General features: G+C 33.9%; 18 protein-coding genes. 13 read left to right on the top strand and 5 right to left on the bottom strand.

Translation table 11 applies throughout. The features are described from left to right. Positions 1 to 4: 4 nt before the first annotated feature. Genes secD through CCY98_RS01005 form a run of 12 tightly spaced genes read left to right on the top strand, consistent with a single transcriptional unit; the run spans position 5 to position 15167 of the window. The gene (gene secD / locus CCY98_RS01060) at positions 5 to 1582 is read left to right on the top strand and encodes a protein translocase subunit SecD (protein ID WP_112056757.1); all 1578 of its coding nucleotides are present in this window, start codon (positions 5 to 7) and stop codon (positions 1580 to 1582) included. Beyond that, positions 1582 to 2553 carry a protein translocase subunit SecF gene (secF, locus tag CCY98_RS01055; RefSeq protein ID WP_112056756.1) on the top strand — a complete coding sequence of 324 codons (972 nt, stop codon included), beginning with the start codon at positions 1582 to 1584 and terminating at the stop codon, positions 2551 to 2553. Before secD ends, secF begins: the two co-directional genes overlap by 1 nt. An 11-nt stretch (positions 2554 to 2564) precedes the next feature. Beyond that, positions 2565 to 2906: a DUF6394 family protein gene (locus CCY98_RS01050; RefSeq protein ID WP_112056755.1), complete on the top strand. Its 342-nt coding sequence runs from the start codon at positions 2565 to 2567 to the stop codon at positions 2904 to 2906. Positions 2907 to 2915: 9 nt separating this feature from the next. After that, positions 2916 to 5354, top strand: coding sequence for a leucine--tRNA ligase (leuS, locus tag CCY98_RS01045; RefSeq protein WP_112056754.1), 2439 nt, complete (start codon positions 2916 to 2918; stop codon positions 5352 to 5354). 1 nt (position 5355) lies between these two features. Next, on the top strand, positions 5356 to 5856 hold the full coding sequence (locus CCY98_RS01040) for an LptE family protein (RefSeq protein WP_112056753.1): 501 nt from the start codon (positions 5356 to 5358) through the stop codon (positions 5854 to 5856). After that, positions 5856 to 7031, top strand: a complete 1176-nt coding sequence (locus tag CCY98_RS01035) for a diguanylate cyclase (protein ID WP_112056752.1) — start codon at positions 5856 to 5858, stop codon at positions 7029 to 7031. Before CCY98_RS01040 ends, CCY98_RS01035 begins: the two co-directional genes overlap by 1 nt. Beyond that, positions 7024 to 8151 (top strand): Mur ligase family protein, encoded by a 1128-nt coding sequence (locus tag CCY98_RS01030; RefSeq protein ID WP_112056751.1) that lies wholly within the window; start codon positions 7024 to 7026, stop codon positions 8149 to 8151. Before CCY98_RS01035 ends, CCY98_RS01030 begins: the two co-directional genes overlap by 8 nt. A gap of 8 nt (positions 8152 to 8159) precedes the next feature. Beyond that, positions 8160 to 9089 carry a M23 family metallopeptidase gene (locus CCY98_RS01025; RefSeq protein WP_112057069.1) on the top strand — a complete coding sequence of 310 codons (930 nt, stop codon included), beginning with the start codon at positions 8160 to 8162 and terminating at the stop codon, positions 9087 to 9089. Further along, positions 9008 to 9448, top strand: a complete 441-nt coding sequence (locus CCY98_RS01020; RefSeq protein ID WP_112056750.1) for a polymer-forming cytoskeletal protein — start codon at positions 9008 to 9010, stop codon at positions 9446 to 9448. Before CCY98_RS01025 ends, CCY98_RS01020 begins: the two co-directional genes overlap by 82 nt. Beyond that, a complete protein-coding gene (gene mfd / locus CCY98_RS01015) occupies positions 9435 to 12449 on the top strand; it encodes a transcription-repair coupling factor (protein ID WP_112056749.1) in 3015 nt (1004 codons plus the stop codon). Before CCY98_RS01020 ends, mfd begins: the two co-directional genes overlap by 14 nt. A gap of 16 nt (positions 12450 to 12465) precedes the next feature. After that, positions 12466 to 13281 carry a TIGR00282 family metallophosphoesterase gene (locus tag CCY98_RS01010; protein WP_112056748.1) on the top strand — a complete coding sequence of 272 codons (816 nt, stop codon included), beginning with the start codon at positions 12466 to 12468 and terminating at the stop codon, positions 13279 to 13281. 26 nt (positions 13282 to 13307) lie between these two features. Then, positions 13308 to 15167 (top strand): menaquinone biosynthesis decarboxylase, encoded by a 1860-nt coding sequence (locus tag CCY98_RS01005; protein WP_112056747.1) that lies wholly within the window; start codon positions 13308 to 13310, stop codon positions 15165 to 15167. Between the two features lie 55 nt (positions 15168 to 15222). Here CCY98_RS01005 and CCY98_RS01000 read toward each other — a convergent pair whose 3' ends face one another. After that, the gene (locus CCY98_RS01000; RefSeq protein WP_112056746.1) at positions 15223 to 15765 is read right to left on the bottom strand and encodes a hypothetical protein; all 543 of its coding nucleotides are present in this window, start codon (positions 15763 to 15765) and stop codon (positions 15223 to 15225) included. 107 nt (positions 15766 to 15872) lie between these two features. Between CCY98_RS01000 and CCY98_RS00995 the strand changes: the two genes are divergently transcribed. Further along, entirely contained in the window at positions 15873 to 16508 is a 636-nt protein-coding gene (locus CCY98_RS00995; RefSeq protein ID WP_258437782.1) for a hypothetical protein, read from the top strand. On the opposite strand, the gene CCY98_RS00990 is transcribed toward CCY98_RS00995, so the two are convergent. Genes CCY98_RS00990 through CCY98_RS00975 form a run of 4 tightly spaced genes read right to left on the bottom strand, consistent with a single transcriptional unit; the run spans position 16498 to position 20252 of the window. After that, positions 16498 to 17031 (bottom strand): phosphatidylglycerophosphatase A, encoded by a 534-nt coding sequence (locus CCY98_RS00990; RefSeq protein WP_112056745.1) that lies wholly within the window; start codon positions 17029 to 17031, stop codon positions 16498 to 16500. The two genes, CCY98_RS00995 and CCY98_RS00990, sit on opposite strands and share 11 nt — an antisense overlap. A 9-nt stretch (positions 17032 to 17040) precedes the next feature. Continuing rightward, positions 17041 to 18225, bottom strand: coding sequence for a sulfate adenylyltransferase (locus CCY98_RS00985; RefSeq protein WP_112056744.1), 1185 nt, complete (start codon positions 18223 to 18225; stop codon positions 17041 to 17043). Beyond that, positions 18203 to 19093: a response regulator gene (locus tag CCY98_RS00980; RefSeq protein ID WP_112056743.1), complete on the bottom strand. Its 891-nt coding sequence runs from the start codon at positions 19091 to 19093 to the stop codon at positions 18203 to 18205. Before CCY98_RS00980 ends, CCY98_RS00985 begins: the two co-directional genes overlap by 23 nt. Positions 19094 to 19103: 10 nt before the next feature. Then, positions 19104 to 20252 (bottom strand): bifunctional 2-C-methyl-D-erythritol 4-phosphate cytidylyltransferase/2-C-methyl-D-erythritol 2,4-cyclodiphosphate synthase, encoded by a 1149-nt coding sequence (locus CCY98_RS00975; RefSeq protein WP_112056742.1) that lies wholly within the window; start codon positions 20250 to 20252, stop codon positions 19104 to 19106. Between the last annotated feature and the right edge of the window lie 31 nt (positions 20253 to 20283).

The following is a 20283-nucleotide window of genomic DNA, read 5'->3' as shown; positions in this document are numbered from 1 at the left end:
TAAAATGAAAAAGAGTTTTAATACTAAATTATTTTCTTTTATCATAGCAGCATTATTTGGGATTATTTTATCAATTCCCTCTTTGTTTCAAACTCAAGGACCTAAAATTACACTAGGGCTTGATTTGCAAGGAGGCTTGAATTTGCTTTTGGGCGTTAAAACTGAAGAAGCGGTTAAGACGCGCTATGCTTCTTTGGCTTCAGGTATAAACTACTATGCCATAGAAGAGCAGATTTTACTAGATGGCTTAAAAGTAGATTTAGAAAGTGTCGTGTTTGAGTTGCTTGATTCTAATGAAAAAGAAAAAATTGACAATTATCTTAAAGAGATTCAAGGTTTAAATGTCATAGAAAATGGTTTAAAATATACTATTACCCTCACAGAAGCAGAAATTATCAATATTGAAAATTATGCAATTGAACAAGCAATTGGTAATATCCGTAATCGTTTGGATCAATTTGGATTATCCGAGCCTAGCGTAACAAAGCAGGGAACTGATTCAATTCTTGTGCAATTGCCCGGAATCAAAACTCAAGAAGATGAGCAAAGGGCTTTGGATTTGATTTCTAAGGGCGGACATTTACAGATGATGGCAGTAGATGAATCAAGAAATGCACGAGTGCATACTATAACAGAGCTAGAAGCAGAATCTTATGGTGATGTGATATTGCCCTTTATTAACGATCCCAATCAAAAAATCTTGCTTAAAGCTATTCCGATTTTAGATGGTGCAATGCTTACTGATGCAAGGGCGGCTTATGATCAAAATGGGCAACCTATTATTAATTTTACCTTGAATGCACAGGGAGGGAAAATCTTTGGGGATTTTTCTGGAAAAAATGTAGGGAATCGTATGGCAGTTGTGCTAGATGGCAAAGTTTATTCTGCGCCAGTGATTCGTGAGAGAATTGGAGGAGGTAGCGGACAAATTAGTGGGGGCTTTAGTGTGCAAGAAGCAAGCGATATTGCTATTGCATTGCGTAGTGGAGCTTTGCCTGCACCTATTACTTTGCTAGAAAAACGCAGTGTTGGTCCAAGCCTAGGTGCTGATAGCATTAAGGCTTCTATGATTGCATTAGCTAGTGGAGCGGTGCTAGTTGTGGTGTTTATGATTTTTTATTATGGCATTGCAGGAATTATCGCTAATATTGCAATGGTGATTAATATTTTATTGGTAATTGCGGTAATGGCGCTTTTTGGCGCGACATTGACTTTACCTGGAATGGCTGGAATTATTTTAACCGTGGGTATGGCAGTGGATGCTAATGTGATTATTAATGAACGGATTAGAGAGGGCTTTAGAGCAGGGGAAAATTTCATTAAGGCAATGGAAAATGGTTATGCCAATGCTTCAAGGGCGATTTTTGATTCAAACTTAACTTCTTTAATTGCTGCAGTTTTACTTTATATGTTTGGAACAGGCGCGATTAAGGGCTTTGCAATCACAATGAGTATTGGGATTATTGCTTCAGTGATTACAGCAATTGTTGGGACTCACGGAATCTTTAGATTATTGCAAAATAGAATCATCAAATCAGGCAATTATTCTCTTTGGTTTGGTTATAAGAAAAGAGGTGCTTAATGGATTTTTTTAAACACAACAAAATTTATGACTTTGTTAAAATGTCTAATTATGGGATTGTGCTTTCTTTAATCTTATTTATTGGATCTTTGGTTTTGTTTATTAAGCCTGGTTTTACTTTGGGTGTGGATTTTGCAGGTGGAACAATTATTCAAATACAATATTCAAAAGAAGCACCTTTAGCGGAAATACGCCAAAGGTTAGAAAGTGTTGAAGAGTTTCAAGGCGCACAAGTAAGTGAATTTGGAAGCCCTGAAGAGATTTTGATTAGACTTGCTACGGCAACTTCTAGTGTTAATCAAGATATTGGTGAGGAAGTTACGAATCTTTTGAAAGATACTGGAGATTTTCAGATTAGGCGTGTGGATATTGTAGGACCAAAAGTTGGAGATGAACTAAGAGAAAAAGGGATTTTGGCTTTAAGTTTTGCAATTATTTCTATTATGGCTTATGTGGCATATCGCTATGAGTGGCGCTTTGCTTTAGCGAGTATTTTGGCTTTGATTCACGATATTGTGATTGCTGCTGGTGCGGTGATTTTGTTTGATGTGGATTTGAGTTTGGAGGTGATTGCTGCGCTTTTAACACTGATTGGTTATTCCATCAATGATACTATTATTATTTTTGATCGTATTCGCGAAACAATTGGAATAAGAGCAAGTAATAATTTAAAAGCAGTAGTTAATGAAGCACTTTCTGCAACACTATCTAGGACAATGCTCACTTCTCTTACGGTATTTTTTGTTGTTTTAACACTTTATTTATTTGGTGGAGAGATTATCAAAGGCTTTAGTTTGCCAATGTTGGTTGGTTCGATTGTGGGGAGTTATAGCTCTATTTTTGTTGCAAGTAAGCTTGTAATGATTTTGGGATTTGATTTGGGAAAATATCATAAAAAATTAGTAGATCAAGAACGCAAAGCATTAGAGAAAAAGAAAATGCGCGAAATGTATGAAAGAGGAAGAGTTTAGGAGGTATCAAGATGGACTGGGGAAAAGTAATTTATGTCTTTTTTATATTAATGAGTTTGACTTCTACCATAGGATTTTTGTGCGAGCAAAATATCATAATGCTTTTTATTGCTGGGGGTGTAAATATTATTTCTACCATTTTGAAAGTTGGGGTAAGAAATTATATGTCTGCTGAACTTATGGCAGCCTCTCTTGTAGCGGATTTGCATTTGATTCCGGCTTTTATTTATATGCAAGTGCTAAATAATATTAATGTTGCTATAGCATTGGCTCTTGGTGCTTTGGTGGCTAATATTGTTTCAATTGTATTTGTGGCTATTGAGAGCATAAGAAATTACAACGATTTTAATTAAGGGTTAGCAATGGAATATTATGCAAAAGGGATTGAAAAAAAATGGCAAAATTTTTGGGAAAATAGCGGTGAGTATGAACCAAAAGAAGATAAAAGTCTGCCTAAAAAATATATTTTAAGTATGTTTCCTTATCCAAGTGGAAATATCCATATGGGGCATGTAAGAAATTATTGTATTAGTGATGCAATTGCTAGGAATCTAAGAAAACAAGGCTATAATGTGCTACACCCCATTGGTTGGGATGCCTTTGGAATGCCTGCTGAAAATGCTGCGATTAAAAATAAAACTCACCCAAAACAATGGACTTATAGCAATATTGAACATATGAAAAAGCAACTTTATTCTCTGGGTTTTTCATTTTCTAAGACTCGTGAGCTTGCGACTTGTGATTTAGAATATTCTAAATGGGAGCAATTGCTCTTTATAGAAATGTGGGAAAAGGGATTGATTTATCGTAAAAAAGGCTATTTAAATTGGTGTCCTAATGATCAAACGGTTTTGGCTAATGAGCAAGTGATTGAGGGTAAGTGTTGGCGTTGTGATACGCAAGTTATCCAAAAGGAAATGTATCAATATTACATTAAAATTACAGATTATGCAGAAGAATTATTGCAAGATTTAGAGAGCTTGGATGGCAAATGGCCTAATCAAGTGCTAACAATGCAGCGCAATTGGATTGGAAAATCTCAAGGATTGAGCTTTTGTTTTCAATTAGAACAAGAATGTCAAGGTATTAAGGAATTTGAAGTTTTTACAACGCGACCTGATACAATCTTTGGTGTAAGCTATTGTGCTTTGGCGCCTGAACATAGTTTGGTTAAAAAAATGCTTGAGAGCGATGGATTGAGTCAAGAAGCTAAAGATGAGATTCTTAAAATGCAAAATACTTCTGCAAGAGAGCGATCACAGCAAGAAAAATGTGGTGTGCCTTTGGGGATTTTTGCCATTCATCCTTTAAGTGGAGAGAAGATTCCATTATGGGTGGCTAATTTTGTTTTAATGGATTATGGAAGTGGTGCGGTTATGAGTGTTCCTGCGCACGATGAGAGAGATTTTGATTTTGCACAAAAATATCATTTGCCTATTAAGCAAGTGATTGTAGATAAAAAAGATCCTAATGCACCTTTGCCTTATTGTGAGAGTGGGGAATTAATAAATTCTAAAGAATATAGCGGAATGGAAAGCAATGAGGCTAAAGAGGCGATTATTAAAAGCTTTGAATCACAGAATCTAGGCAAGGCTGTGGTGAATTTTAAATTGCGTGATTGGGGAGTTTCTAGGCAAAGATATTGGGGAACTCCTATTCCACTTGTCCATTGTGAGGCTTGCGGTATTTTACCAGAGAGCAAGGACAAACTTCCTGTAGCATTGCCAGAAGATGTTATTATCGATGGAGAAGGAAATCCGCTTGATAAACATTCTACTTGGAAGTATTGTGTTTGTCCTAAATGTGGTCAAAAGGCTCTAAGAGAGACAGACACTCTGGATACTTTCGTGGAATCAAGCTGGTATTTTTTGCGCTATACCACTCCACAGCAATTGCGCGATAAAACGCCTATTAGTTTGGAAGATGAAAAATATTGGATGAGTGTAGATGAATATGTTGGGGGTATTGAACACGCAATTTTGCATTTGCTGTATTCGCGATTTTTTACTAAAGTTTTAAGGGATTTGGGATATACGCATATTAGTGAGCCTTTTTCGCATTTGCTAACGCAAGGAATGGTAACTAAAGATGGTGCTAAAATGAGTAAATCTAAAGGCAATGTAGTTGATCCTCAAGAGATTATTGATACTTATGGAGCAGATACGGCTAGACTTTTTATTCTTTTTGCAGCACCGCCTGTAAGAGAGCTAGAATGGAATGATTCTGCTTTGGAGGGATCTTTTAGATTTATTAAGCGGTTGTGTGCAAAAGTGGAGAACATTGATTCTGTGCAAGGGCTTCCAAAGATTGATACTGCTAAGCTCTCTAAAGCAGAAAAATATGCTAGAAAAAAAGTCTATGAAGCCTTAAAAAAATCTAATGAAACTTTTGTGCATGAAAATGGCTATGCTTTTAACACCCTAATTGCTGCTTGTATGGAAGCAATCAATGCTTTAAGTGAGCAAGAAAATAGAGAAATTTGGAGTGAGGGATATTTTATTTTGTTGAATATCTTAGAGCCAATTATTCCACATATTTGTTGGGAGTTAAGTCAGCAGTATTTTGGTTTAAAAAATTTTCAAACTATTGTAGTGGATAATGAAGCTTTAAAAGAAGATTCAATTACTTTAGCAATCACTATTAATGGAAAACGTCGCGATGAGCTTGAAGTGGATTTGGAAACTTCTAAAGAGGAGATTTTGGCGCTTGCTAGAGAAAAAGTATCTAAATGGCTTGAGGGTAAGACACTTATAAAAGAAATTGTAGTTCCAAATAAGTTAGTAAATTTTGTCGTGCAGTAAAATGAAAAAGCTTTTTTTGTTCTTAGTGGTTTGTGTATTTTTGGCGGGGTGCGGTTATCAGCCTATCGCTCACCAAGCCAATAAAGCGCTTGGTGGTAAAGTATTTGTAGAAGTTAAAATCAGCTTAAGAGATCCTCAAAATAGTGTGGAGTTAAAAGATTCTGTTTCGCGAAGTATTTTTGAGCGTTTTCATAGTAGAGTGGTGGATAAGCAAGAAGCAGATTCGGTGGTGGAAGTGGAATTGCAAAATGTATTGTTTCATACTCTAGCAGAGAATAAAACTGGATTTGCAACCTTTTATCGCTGTGAAGTGAATGTGCGCTTTAAATATACTAATCGCTATACACAAAGCACAAGAATTTTTAGCAAAAAGGGCTATTATAATTTTTCACTTGGAAACTCATCTAATATCACCGATTCTATTCGTATGGAAGCGATTAATGAGGCAGTGATTCAAGCACTTGATGGGTTTATTTCGCAAGTGGGAATTGAGACTTTTTAATGCAGATAATTCAAAAGATTGCTAAAGAAGCTTTGAAAGAATTGATGCAAGAGGGCAGTGATCCTACGCCAGAGGCTTACACTGATTATTTTTGCAGACAAGCCAAAAAAATGGGTTTAAAATCCTATGGGGATTATATTAGCTTAAAAAATATGTTAGAAAAAATTGATGCAGAAGTTAGAGACAATTTAGCTAATAAAGAATTTAGAAATAAAGATGAATTAACGATTCATTTGATTGTGGCATTAAATCATATGTATTTTTATAAGAAAAATTTTGCGCTTTATGTGGAAATTATCAAAATTCTTTTGCGTATTTTGGCGACTTATCCTGAAAAGTCTATCTCTTCACTTGCTAAAAGTCAGCTTTTGGAATTTGACAAATCTAATCCTAAGATTATGCAGACTTGGAAAGAAAAATGGAATGAATTATTAAAAAAAGGTCTAGAAGTCCAAAAAAATAAAAGTGTATTAGAGATTTTAAGTGATTTTAAAATCAATAATCAAGCCTTTCAGGAATGGCAGGGAGAAGTGAAAGAGTTTCTAAAATTTCCACAAAATTTCAAAGAAGAATATTTATTAAAAAACTTGGAGAAAATTTTAAACCAAGAGCTTGTTATACAAAAAATTTCGCAACAAGAAGAAATTAAAAACTCACCAAAAGAAAGAATAAAATATCAAGAAGCAAGTTCTTTGCCTATAGATTCGATGACAACTTTGGTTAGCAAAGAGGGAATGCAAAAAGTTTTGGGATTTGCAGAAGAAGCATTTTGCAGGCAAGATAAAAACTACGCATTAGTAGTTTTTGGGGTTGTGGGCTATGATAAGATTGTAGAGGATTTTGGCAGTGAGGCTGGGAAAAAGATTCTATCCATTTTAGGAAGACTTTTAAAAGAATACAGCGGTCCAAGTGATTGGATTTCATATTATGGTAGGGAAGAGTTTGTAGCTTGTTTGTTGGATAGTCAAAAGAATGATGCGATTGAATTTATTAAAAATTTGGACTTGGTAGTTAAAAAGAGCATTTTTGCATATCAGCAAATGCACTTTAAAATTAAGCTTAGTGCGCAAGTTTTGCAACGATCTAATCAGACAAGTTTGGAATATATGCTAATGAAACTTTTAGCGGATTTTCAAGAATCCAAAAACACTCAAGGTGTGATTGGTGATGAATGAGTTAAAAAAATTTTTAGAAAAAAAGGGTGTTGAATACGCTCCTTTTGATCCTAAACGCGCTCCAAAGATTTTAGAAACTCTTAAGATTCCTTTTTTAAAACCTAAGGTAATACATATTGTTGGCACAAATGGTAAGGGTAGCACAGGGAGGTTTCTAGCACTAATGCTTCATCAACAAGGGCTTGATGTGGGGCATTTTACTTCTCCGCATTTATTTAGTATTGAAGAGCGCTTTTGGCGTAATGGAAAAAATATTACACTAGAAACTTTAGAAAATGCATTTTTAGAATTTGATTTAACACTTTTAAAGGAGGCTAGTTATTTTGAGATTTTAACTTTTTTAGCCCTTAAAGTTTTTGGTGAGTGTGATTATTTGGTGCTAGAAGCTGGACTTGGCGGGGAGTTTGATTCGACAACAACTTGCGTTAAAAGGGATTTAACACTCTTTAGTGCTATTGATATAGATCATCAAGAGTTTTTAGGAGAGAGCTTGGAATCTATTGCAAAAACTAAACTTAATGCAATGGCAAAAAAAGCAATTTTGGGGATTCAAAGTCATTTTGAAGTAATTAAGATTGCACAAAAAATTGCTCAAGAAAAACAAATAGAATTAGAAATTTTAGATATTCAAAGTATTTCACCATCTATTAAGGAATATTGCAAAAAACATCATTATGCGAGATTCCAAGAAGAAAATCTAGCATTAGCATACTCTGGATTTAAAGCCCTAGGGTTTGATATGAATCTTAAAGAGCTTAAGTCGTTGGATTTGCAAGGTAGGGCACAGCAGATTGCACCTAATATCTGGGTTGATGTTTTGCATAATCCAAATGGTGCTAGGGCGATTTTGAAAAATTTTAGTAAAGAAAAATATATTTTAGTTTATAATTCCTATCTTGATAAGAATCCAAAAGAGATTTTAAAAATTTTAAAGCCTATTATTAAGCGTGTTGAGATTATTGAAATTTCAAGTTCGCGTAGGATTCCAAAAATGCAACTAGAAGATATTTTAAGAGGATTAGATTTGGAATTTACAGATTTTTGCAACATTAAAAAAGATGAAAAATACCTTGTGTGTGGATCTTTTTGTGTGGTCGCAGAGTTTTTAAAAAGAAGATAGCAATGGCAATAAAGAATCGCTTTGTAGTAACAATTACAGATATTGCTGGTTCTAAGCAGTACAATATTCATCAGTATGTTAAGCAGATTATCTTGTATATTGTTTTGTTTATTGTGGCTGTTTTTTTCTTTAGTGCTATTTCTATTAGGCTACTTTTAAACGAAGTTAAACAAATTAAAAATAAGCGTGACTTAATGCAGCAAGAATTTTTAAAAATCAATGAAAAAAATGAGCAATTACAAGCTTTAATTGATGAAAAAACTGAAGAATTAGTAAAAGTTTCTGATAAGATTGAGGATTTAGAAGGAATTGTTGGACTAGGGGAGCAAACTAGCCAAAGAGATTTGAGTTTGATAGAAAGAGTTGATTTGGCTAGTATTACAGGTGCTCAAAAGGCGTTTGTAATGCAACTTATCCCAAATGGTGTTCCACTTAAGGGAGATTATCGCATCACAGCTGCTTGGGGAACAAGATTACATCCAATTCTTAGGCGCTCTCACTCTCACACGGGTATTGATTTTGGAATGCCAATTGGAACACCTATTTATGCACCTGCTGATGGGGTGGCTGATTTTACGGGGACAGGTTATAATGGTGGGTATGGAATTATGGTAAAATTAGAACATTCTTTTGGTTTTAAGACTTTTTATGCACATTTGAGTAAAATTGTTGTAAAAAGGGGTGAGTTTGTAAGGCGAGGGCAGTTGATTGCTTATTCGGGTAATACTGGGAGAAGCACCGGTCCGCATTTGCATTATGAAATTCGCTATTTAGGGAGAGATTTAGATCCAAAACCATTTATAGAATGGACTATGCGTGATTATACGCAAATTTTTGAAAAGGAGAAAAACATAAAATGGCAATCTTTGCTAACAATGATAAACAAACTATCGGAAATTCGGGAAACACCAGTATTATTGCGCAGGGCACAAGAATAAAGGGAGATATTGTTAGTGAGTGCAATTTGCATATTGATGGTGAGTTAGAAGGTAGCATTATTACTAAGAACAATATCGTTATTGGCAAAAGTGGGAATGTAAATGGCACTATTAATGCCGAACATTTGGTAGTTAGCGGAAAGTTAATGGGGAATTGTGAGTGCAGTATTGTTGAGATTCTACCTCAAGGTAGAATTGATGGAGAAATCAACGCTAAAGAACTTATAATTGAAAAAACAGGTGAGTTTGTTGGGCATAGCATTACACACAAAAATAATGAAATTAGAAGTGCTTTTGAAAAAAATAAGCCACACAATGATATTTCCAAAAAAGTTGAGAATGTAGTTGGTTCAAAGTAGCTTTTATGAGTTTTTAAAAGCCAAAAAAGATGGTTTTGCTAAGACTTATTCTAAGGGATTGATTGGTTTAGCTAAGGATAAAAATGAAGCGCAAAGAATGGCGGATGTTGCTAGTTTTTTGGGCTTTGATTCTTATGTATTAGAGGATTTTAGGGCAGTTTTTGGAGAGGATTTAAGAAGTTATCAAGATGAGCTTGGCGAGATTTTTAAAACGCTTAAAAGGTTTTATGAATCAAAAGAGCAAAAAATCTTGCTAACGCCTTTGCAAACTTTGCTTAATCCTATGCCAAAACTAGAATTGTTAGAGGGTTTTAGTGTTGAATTTGGAGAATGTTTAGAGCTTAAGTCATTTCAAGAGAAGTTATTATATTTTGGCTATGAGTTTGTGGAGCTTGTTGAAGTCAAAGGAGAAGTTTCAATAAGGGGTGATATTATTGATCTTTTCTTGCCTAATTTTGAAAATCCCATTCGCATTTCTCTTTTTGATAATGAGATTGAGAGTATGCGATTTTTTGATGTGCAAACACAACTTTGCATACAAGAAGAATTAGAACAAATAGAGATTCTACCTGCTTTCTTTAATCTCAATGAAGAAACTTATGAAAAGCTTGTTAAAAAAATAGAAGAATCGCATTTGCAAAATGCTTTGCAGCTTGAGGGGAATAGTATTGCTTCATATGGGCTTTGGTTTGTGGAAGGCACACAGAATCTCTTAGAAGAATATCCTTATATTAAAGCGCCCAATTTAGAAAATTTACTTAATGAGCTTTTGGAATTTAAGGAGCAGAATCAAGGTTTGTTACATCAGATCTTAGAGCATTCAAGTCTAGAAATTAGTAAAAATTATGAGGATTTTGAATACGCTTTTAGAAATATTCCGAGCTTTTTGGAATTTCATAAACACAAAAAAATCACGCTAATAGCCAAAACTGAAGCGCTAGTGCGACAAGCTGGAATCACGCCTAGTGAGCATAAAGATTATGAATTTGTGTTGGGAAAAGATTATGGGGTTTGGATTTTAGGTAAAGAGGAATTAATACTCTCACTCAATGTTCAACAAAAACAAACTAAAAAGCGCCCTAATAAAATTTTAATTGATGAATTAAAGACTGGGGATTATGTTGTGCATATTGATTATGGAGTGGCAGTTTTTAATGGAATCATTCAAGCTAATATTTTTGGCGCAACGCGGGATTTTATTGAGCTAAAATATTTGGGTGAAGATAAATTACTTTTGCCTGTTGAAAATTTAGATAGGGTTGATCGGTATATTGCAGATGGTGGCATTCCGATACTTGATAGGCTAGGCAAGGGTTCTTTTGTAAAGCTTAAAGAAAAAATCAAAGAAAAGCTTTTTGTTATTGCTAATGGAATCATTGCTCTAGCAGCTAAAAGAGAATTGATTGATGGGATTATCATTGATACTAATAAAGAAGAGATTCTAGTTTTTCAAGGGCAAAGTGGATTTGTTTATACAAAAGATCAAAGTCAAGCTATCCAAGAAATTTTTAAGGATCTCTCTAGTGGTAGAGTGATGGATAGATTGTTAAGTGGGGATGTTGGGTTTGGTAAAACAGAAATAGCTATGAATGCAATGTTGGCTTGTTTTTTAAGTGGCTATCAAGCGGCTATTATTGCTCCAACGACTTTATTAGCCTATCAGCATTTCTCAACAATAAAAGCTCGTTTTGAAAACTTTGGTGTGAAAATGGCAAGGCTAGATAGATATGTTAGCGCCAAAGAGAAAAAGTCTATTTTAGAGGGATTAAAGCAGGGGAGTGTGGATATTGTTGTTGGAACTCACGCGCTTTTAAGCGTAGTTTTTAAAAAATTAGCTCTCATTGTGGTGGATGAAGAGCATAAATTTGGAGTGAAGCAAAAAGAAAGAATTAAAGAAATAAGTCAAAATATTCATTTGCTTTCAATGTCTGCTACTCCTATTCCAAGAACACTTAATATGGCACTTTCACACATTAAGGGTTTGAGTGAATTAAAAGAAGCTCCAAGTCAGAGATTGCCTACAAGAACTTTTGTAAAAACTTATAGTGATTCATTGCTTAAGGAAGTGGTTTTAAGGGAATTAAGACGCGGAGGTCAAGTGTTTTATATTCATAATAATATCACTTCTATTAACCAAAGAAAAGAAGAAGTTTTAAGTGTAATACCGCATTTAAAGATTGCTATTTTACATTCGCAAATTTCAGCTCAAGAATCTGAAGATATTATTATGGAGTTTGCAAAAGGAGAATTTAATCTCTTGCTTTGCACTTCTATTGTTGAATCAGGAATTCATCTTCCTAATGCAAATACGATTTTGGTGGATAGAAGTGATTGTTTTGGGATTGCGGATTTGCATCAGCTAAGGGGGCGTGTAGGGCGAGGCAGTAAAGAGGGATTTTGTTATTTTTTGATTGAAGATTCAAATAAAATCACTCAAGAAGCACAAAAACGCTTAATGGCGCTAGAAAAAAATGCGTATTTGGGAAGTGGTGGCGCTTTGGCTTATCATGACTTGGAAATAAGAGGTGGGGGTAATTTGCTTGGTGAGGCTCAAAGTGGGCATATAAAAAATATTGGTTACTCTTTATATCTAAGAATGCTAGAAGAAGCTATTTATCAGTTAAGCGGAAATGTAAAAGAAGAAAAGACTAATATTGATGTGAAGTTAAGTGTAACAGCATTTTTAAATCCCGAGTTGATTGCTTCAGAGAAATTGCGTTTAGAGATATATCGCAGATTATCAAGATGCGAGGAAGAAAGCGCAGTTTATGGTATAGAATCAGAGATTGAAGAGAGATTTGGAAGTTTGGATATTTACACAAAACAATTTATTGGTTTAATTATTATTAAAATTAAAGCTAGAATGCGTGATATTGTGAGTGTTTTAAATTATCAGCAAAATATTACTTTTATGGATTCAAAGGGTGAGAAAAAAACTATCGTTGCAAAAAGCAAAGATGAAGAAGATATTTTAGAAGCGGTTATGGAATATTTGAAGTAGTTAAAGGGATAGATAAATGCGTTTTGGATTTATTGGAGATATTGTAGGAAAAGTTGGTCGGAGATTGGTTGGAGATTATTTGGGTGAAGTGCGAAAAAAATATGCAATTGATTGCGTAATAGCTAATGGAGAGAATGCTAGTCATGGATTTGGCTTGAGTGTTTCAACTTTTTTGGAACTTCAAGGCTATGGAGTGGATATTTTTACAAGCGGGAATCACATTTGGGATAAAAAAGATATTTTTCCACTTTTATCTCAAGATGATTCAGTGATTTTGCGTCCGCATAATTATCCAAAAGGTGTAATGGGAAGTGGAATCTATAAAGGAGAAATAAAAGAAGAGAAGTTTGCGGTGTTAAATCTTATGGGAAGTTTTGGAATGCCGCAATGCGATAATGCTTTTGTTTGTGCTAAAGAAGTTGTAGAATCTTTGCAAGAAGAGGGAATTAAGAATATTATTGTTGATTTTCATGCTGAAGCAACAAGTGAAAAACGCGCAATGTTTATGATGCTAAAGGGAAAAATTAGCGCAATTCTTGGGACACATACGCATGTTGGGACTGATGATTTGGAGATTTTTGAGGGGACTTTTGGGGTGAGTGATGTGGGTATGAGTGGAGCAAGAAAAAGTGTGATTGGAATGGAAATGCAAGAACCTATTGAAAAGTTTTTGACAGGTGTGCCAAATCGTCTTAGGATTCCTGAAGGCAAGGGGATTCCTAGTATTTTTCAAATGGTTGTTTTTGAGTTGGAAAATGGATTTTGCAAAGAAGCTTTTAAACTCAAAGCATTGGATAATGGTGAGATTAAACAAACCTTGATAGCTTTTTAATTAAGAAGTGAAATTAGGAGATAAAAATGCGACAAACTTTAGATTTATTAAAAGCACATAATGAAGTTAAAATCATCTCTGAGCCTTTGGATATTAATTTGGAGATTCCCCATCTTGCGTATTTGGAAGTTAAAAAGTCTAATTCTAAGGCATTGCTTTTTACTAACCCTATTGATAAACAACGCGGGATTAACTTTGAAATTCCAGTTTTGATGAATCTGTTTGGAAGTTTTAGTCGTGTGGAGTTGTTAATTGGCGATACGCGACAAATTGCAAATGATCTTGCATTTTTGCTAAAATTAAAACCTCCTAAAAATTTCAAAGAAATAATGCAAACACTCCCTAAGCTTTTAAATTTACGCTATTTGTCTCCAAAAGCTATTAAGAGTGGTAGTTTATGTCAAGAAGTGATTAAGACTGGCAATGAAGTAGATTTGCAATCTTTGCCTATTTTAAAAACTTGGAGTGAAGATGGGGGTGCTTTTATCACAATGGGGCAATGTTATACACAAAGTCTTGATGGTAGCGTGCGGAATCTTGGAATGTATCGTTTGCAAGTCTATGATAAAAATCATTTAGGATTGCATTGGCAGATTCATAAGGATTCAGTTGGAATCTTTGAAGAATACAAAAAAGCAAATCAAAAAATGCCAGTTAGTATTGCAATAGGGGGGAATCCGCTCTATACTTGGTGTGCAACTGCACCTTTGCCTTATGGCATATTTGAATTAATGCTTTATGGCTTTATTAAAAAGCAAAAAGCAAGACTTGTAAAATGCGTAAGTAATGAACTTTGTGTGCCTTATGATAGTGATATTGTGATTGAGGGTTTTGTGGATACTGATGAACTAAGAGATGAGGGGAGATTTGGAGATCACACAGGGTTTTATACGCCTATTGAGCCTTATCCAGTGCTTGAAGTGAGTGCAATTACGCACAAGAAAAATCCTATTTATCTTGCTTCAGTTGTAGGCAAGCCTCCTTTGGAAGATAAATATTTGGGCTATCCAACAGAGCGGATTTTTTTACCACTTTTGCAGACGACCACTCCAAGTTTAATAGATTATTTTATGCCAGAAAATGGTGTGTTTCATAATTTAATTTTAGCCAAAATTGAAGCACGATTCCCAAGTGCCGCTAAACAGAGTATGCACTCTTTTTGGGGAGTAGGGCAGATGAGTTTTGTTAAGCATGCTATTTTTGTAGGAGAGGATGCACCAAGCTTAGAATCAAAAGAGATTGTGCCTTATATTTTAAATCGTTTTAATGTGAAAAATTGCCTTTTTAGCGAGGGGGTTTGTGATGCGCTTGATCATGCTTCCCCTAATTTTGCAGAGGGTGGTAAGCTAGGAGTTGATTGCACAGGCAAAGAAATTGAAAATCTTCAATTAGAGATTTTAGAAAATGAAATATTGCTAAAACAAATAAAGGAGATTTTCCCTAAGGCTGAAATTTTAAGACAATATTTTAAAGAAACAAAAAATCCAATTACTTTGCTTGGGGTTAGAAAGAAAGCAGACGAGTGTTTGCAAAAGTATTTAAATGAAACTTTGTTTCAAGCTTTGCAAAAGCATATGAGGATTCTTGTGTTGCTTGATTGGGAGAAAAACGATCTTGAAAATCTTTATATGATTTTGTGGCGCGTGGTTAATAATATTGATTCAAAACGAGATATTCGTATTTTTGGGAATATTATTATCATCGATGCAACGGATAAAAATATTGCAGATGGTTATAGGCGTGAGTGGCCAAAAGAAACAGATTGTGATATAAAGATTTTAGAATCATTAAAACAAAAAGGTTTATTAGAGGATTTTGGTGATAAAGAGTTGGAGGAATTTTATCGCAAGTTTCACATCGATAAATCTTATGCAACAAAAACTTAAAAACAAAGAATCTAGCTCATTGATATAAGGTCAATAAACTAGACATTTGTGAGGATTATTTTTGCTTTATAAAATCTTGTGTTGCTTGATTGATTGCAGAGTAAATAGCATTATTTAAGGCTAGTTGTATATGGGGTGGATTTAGATTTGAATCATTTCCGATTCCTAGAAATTTATCGGTGGTATTTTTAAAAGATGCCTTGCTTTTATAATATCTTGTTTCCTTATCATTGCTAAAAGCGAGTAAAACTTCAATGATTGCAGTATTATGCGAAGTGGATTTCCAAAATCCTCCTTGTTTTGCTTGTTGATTGATACTTCCATAAATAGATTCTAGAATATAAATATTTGGTGTGTTTTGCTTGGCTTTTATAAAGCATCCGCTGTTTTGTAAGGCATTTTCTATTAAAGAGAGAACTTGCTTTTTTGGAATTTGCAAATCGTTAAATTCCCCTATTTTAATATTTTCTAATTGATAAGCAATAATGGGAGTTTGACAAGATTTTTGAAGTGTAACTGGTTGAATTGTGTTTTGTTTTTGAGCGCAAGCAACTAATAAAAGTCCAATAAGAGTAGCCATAAAACAATGTTTAAACATGGTTTTTCCTTTAATAAATATAAATGTAAAGTTAATTTTATCATATTTTATTGATAATTATTTTTAAGATTGATACAATTCCTAAGATTGAAATAAAAAGGGTATTTTTGGGTAATTGTAAGAAAAATTTATTAGCGCATTTGGCGCTTTTGTGTTGTTTGTGTGGCAGTGCAGTTTATTGTTATTTTTATATAAAAGAAATTTCACAAAAACAAGATACTTTGCTGTATTATATTAATATTAGTGGAAAACAAAGATTCTTAGCACAACGCATAGTATTTTTATCGCAAGTTGCTGCAACAAATTATGTCTTAAAACGAAATAATTACGAAAATTTTATGGAGCTTAGATTTTGTATTAATCAGCTTTTAACAATCCATAATGTTTTGAGAGACTTTGCTGTTTCTATGGTAGTGCAAAATAAAGATAATTCAACGCTTGATGATATTTATTTTGGAAGTGGAAATCTTGTGGTAAAAATGGAGAGTTTTTTAAATGATGCTAATCAAACTTTTATTTTGCGTAATGTTGAAGCATTTTTAGAAAATAATCAAAAGCTTTTGGTGGCATTAGAAGGGGATAATGGATTATTGACAAGTTTGGAATTAGCCACCTTAAGTCAGCAATTTTATGCACAAAATATATTAAAAGATTCGGAAAAAAAGATTAGCTACTTTTTGTATGGAATCTTTTTGTTTATTGTTTTGGAGATTTTTTTATTATTTAAAAAATCTAAAAGCTAAGCTTTAGCAGGTTTTCAAAAGTTTGGAATTGAGAGAGAAGTTTAATAAGAATTAATCCTAATAATCCTGCAAAAAAACCTGCTAATAAATCATCCCCCATAACCCCTAGACCGCCTTTAGTATTTTTATCAATTCTACCAATGATTGAGGGCTTCCAAATATCAAAAATGCGAAAGAGAATAAATGCAAGCATAAGGGCAAAATAAGTGTGTCCTATCATAGCAATACTAATCCAAACCCCAGCTAGCTCATCAATCACTATTTCTTGCCTATCGTGATTTAAGCCTTGATTTTCATAGTTATCAATTATTTTAATAGCAATCACGCTTACAAGTAAGGCAAGTAAAAATAAAGTGCTGGGTGCAATAAAATAAGCAATAGCCCAGCCAAAAGGAAGTGCTACTAGTGTCCCAAGAGTGCCGGGAGCTTTTTTGCTTAAACCGCTAAAAAAAAGGGTGAGATACATTTTACATAAAAAATCTTTGGTATTTTGGAATTGTAAAAAGAAATTCTTATCTTGCATGAAAAAGTCCTAATTGAGAGAATGAGTTTGATAGAGTAAAGAGAGCTTGATATAGAAATCTTCCTCGTTTTGTTCAGTGATGATTCCATTGTCTGCAAACATTGTTCCAAATTGCTTAATGAGATTGCTAAAACGATTTGGGAAAAGGTAAGCAAGAATTTTTGCTGAAACTTCTTTGCGCACAAGAATAGTTGGCGGAATAAGTCCGGATTGCAAGATACCTTGAATGAATCTTGTGTGATAGTTAATGTGATGGTGTTTGCCATGGGGACAAGTTTTGACGCTTACGATAGTTTTGCATTGCTGACAATAAACAAATTCACTTAAAAATTTAATTCTTATTTTGATTTCTTTGGTGGTATCAAAAACAGAATATATTTTTTGCTTTTCATAATAAAAGGCGAGATTGGGGTGAGTTTCGCCGATAACCATTTTATCGCAACCTAAGTTTTGAGAAATAATTGCATTAAGCAAGATTCCGTGTGTTCCTTCAAAGAGATAAATATCATTAAGGGGGAAAATAATAATACGATTTTTTGGGAGATAATTTTCTATGACATACTCTAAGCATTGTTTTCGGATTTGGAAGCTTAGTAAGTCTTCTTTTTGCTTTTTAAATAAAAATAAAACTAAAAGTTCATTTTCGTCTAAAATAAGTCGAAAAATTCTCTCATGGATTCGAGTAATAGGAGAGACATCAAGCATCATAGCAGTAATACTAGAAGCTTGGATATTTTTTTTAATTTGCAAAATGGTTTCTTTTATACCTTTGTTTATAGGGTATGTGATTTGAGGATAAAGCTCATAGTCTCCACAAACTGCAAAATCTCCAAGCCTTTTATAAATATCTTGTGCTTTTTTAGAGTAAATATCGCCACCTGTGATTTGCATAAGTCTTTGTTTTTTGTCAATACAAAAAGTAGAATCAACAACAAGTTCACCACACACTTGATGATCACAAATGAGACTTAAAGTTTCTCCTTTGGAAACATTTTGTAGAATTTCTTGATTGCGTTTTCCAGCGGGAGCTAAAATAAAAGAAAGAGGAAGAATTTGATTCTTTTCGCTCTGTTGCATTTCATTTTCATTCATAAGATGATTAATGGGCGCTAAAAGTCCTTCTTTGCATAAATACAGCGCAAACAAAGCTTCCTTATCTATAAAGAGAGATTTATTTTTTCTTGGTGATTCCATATTTTTTTCTTTTTTCCCATAGACTTTTTCTTGACATTCCTAGCTTTTTGCTTAATTCTGTATCAGGGTATTTGTCTTCAAAGTTTAAAATCATTGCTTTAACATACTCATCAACACTTAAAATCTCTTCATGGAATCCTTGAGAAATATCTTTGGTTTCAATTTCATAAACATTGGCAAAATCTGACATATCCCCATTGAGAGATGAGAAAATAATTGGAATATTTTTTAAGAGTCTAATGCAATTTTCTTTGTTTTCCCTAGAAAGAGTTTCAAAGCCAATAACATAGTTTAACTTCTGCTTGGAAATTGCCTTGATTAATTTGTTATAGTCAGGAATTTCATAAAATGAAAGAAAATTAATGGGAAGTTTTTTGTGGATAGCGTAATTAGCCACACACATATCAATAGTTTTTTGAGAAGTGCTCTTAATAATAAGGGGAAATGAAATTTTAGAATTAATAGCATAGGAGGAAGTCAATAAAGAATTGCAAAGATAATCGCGATAAAAGGCAATTTCTTTTTGAGAGTGCTTAAAGCTATTGTGCTGTTCAATTTTTCTTACTAATTCATCAATCATAAAAGGCTTTACAATATAATCGTTTGCTCCAGCTTGCAATGGTCGTGTTACAGTTTCATCATTAATATAAGGTATCATTAAGATGATAATTGAATTGCAAAATTTTTCAATAAGGGGATAAAAATTTTGCCCAGAAATACTTGTGGATAACAAAACAATATCGGCTTTATCTCGATCTAATGCTTCTTGTATACTTGAAGTAATTTCGCAATTAAAGCCCAAGTGACTTAATTTTGAAGCAATGCTTTGTGCTAAATAGACTTCGTTTTCTACAATTAAAATTTCCATAACAACCTCATTATAATAATTTTTTCCAATTAAAGTATTCTAAAGCAACATTAGCTTGAACCATAATACCTTCTTCTCTACCAACAAAACCAAGTTTTTCTGTTGTAGTGGCTTTAACATTAACACAAAAAAGCGGAATACCCAAAATCTCTGCAATGCGCTTTTCTATAGCTTGTTTGTAGGGTGAAATTTTTGGCTTTTGTGCAAAGATAGTGAGATCGACTTGCTTAATGCTATATCCTACATCTAGAGCGAAATCAGCGATTTTTTGTAGTAGTTGTGCAGAATCAGCATTTTTATAGGCATCATCGGTATCAGGAAACCATTCGCCAATATCTCCCGCTCCAATCCCGCCCAAAATGGCATCGCTTAAGGCGTGTAAGCAAACATCACCATCGCTGTGAGCTATGAGTTGATATTCGCAAGGAATCATAACTCCGCCTAAGACAATACCATTTCCTGATTTCATAGCGTGTATATCGCTTCCTAACCCTATAATGTTTTTAGGGCTTGGTGAGGGAAGTGGAAGGGAATTTAAATCTTCAAGGTATGTAAGCTTATTGCCCTCTTTGGAGCCTTCTACAAAAGTAATCAAGCCGCCATAAGAAGAAATGGCACTACTTTCATCAGTAAAATCCCCTTTAAGTAAGGCTTTTTTTAAGATTTTGGTTTTGCTAAGCTGTGGAGTTTGTATGATTTTAAGCTTTTCTCTTTTTAGGTATTGTAAAGTCTTATCATCATAAGCAATGGTATCTGGAATACTTAAATAGGGCACAACACAATCAGATTGGTTAGTAGAGGAGAGTATTTTAGTGAAAATACTTTTTGGCATATTGCATCGAGCAATATCACTTACCAAAACCCATTCCTCTTCCACTTTTAAAAGAGCATTTTGTAATGATTCTTGTCGCGTTTTTCCACCTTTGGTGAGAATAAAATCCAAATTATAAGAATCAAGATATTTCTGTGTGTATCTTTTTTCTTCTTCTTTAATGCTTAAGATGCACTTGCTAAAAGGATAATAGCTAGTAACTTCTTTGGCAACTTTGAGCCAAAGCGGAATCTCATCAATGCGCAACCATTGTTTTTTGGGGCTTTTTTGAGACTTAAAACGACTGCTATCACCAGCGCCCAAGAGTATCAAAGCGACATTACGCAAATTTAGCCTTTCTTGTTTATGATTTAAAAAA

It is taken from the genome of Helicobacter sp. 11-8110 (assembly GCF_003288905.1).
Classification (GTDB): domain Bacteria; phylum Campylobacterota; class Campylobacteria; order Campylobacterales; family Helicobacteraceae; genus Helicobacter_D; species Helicobacter_D colisuis.
This window is presented reverse-complemented; position numbering and strand designations above follow the sequence as displayed.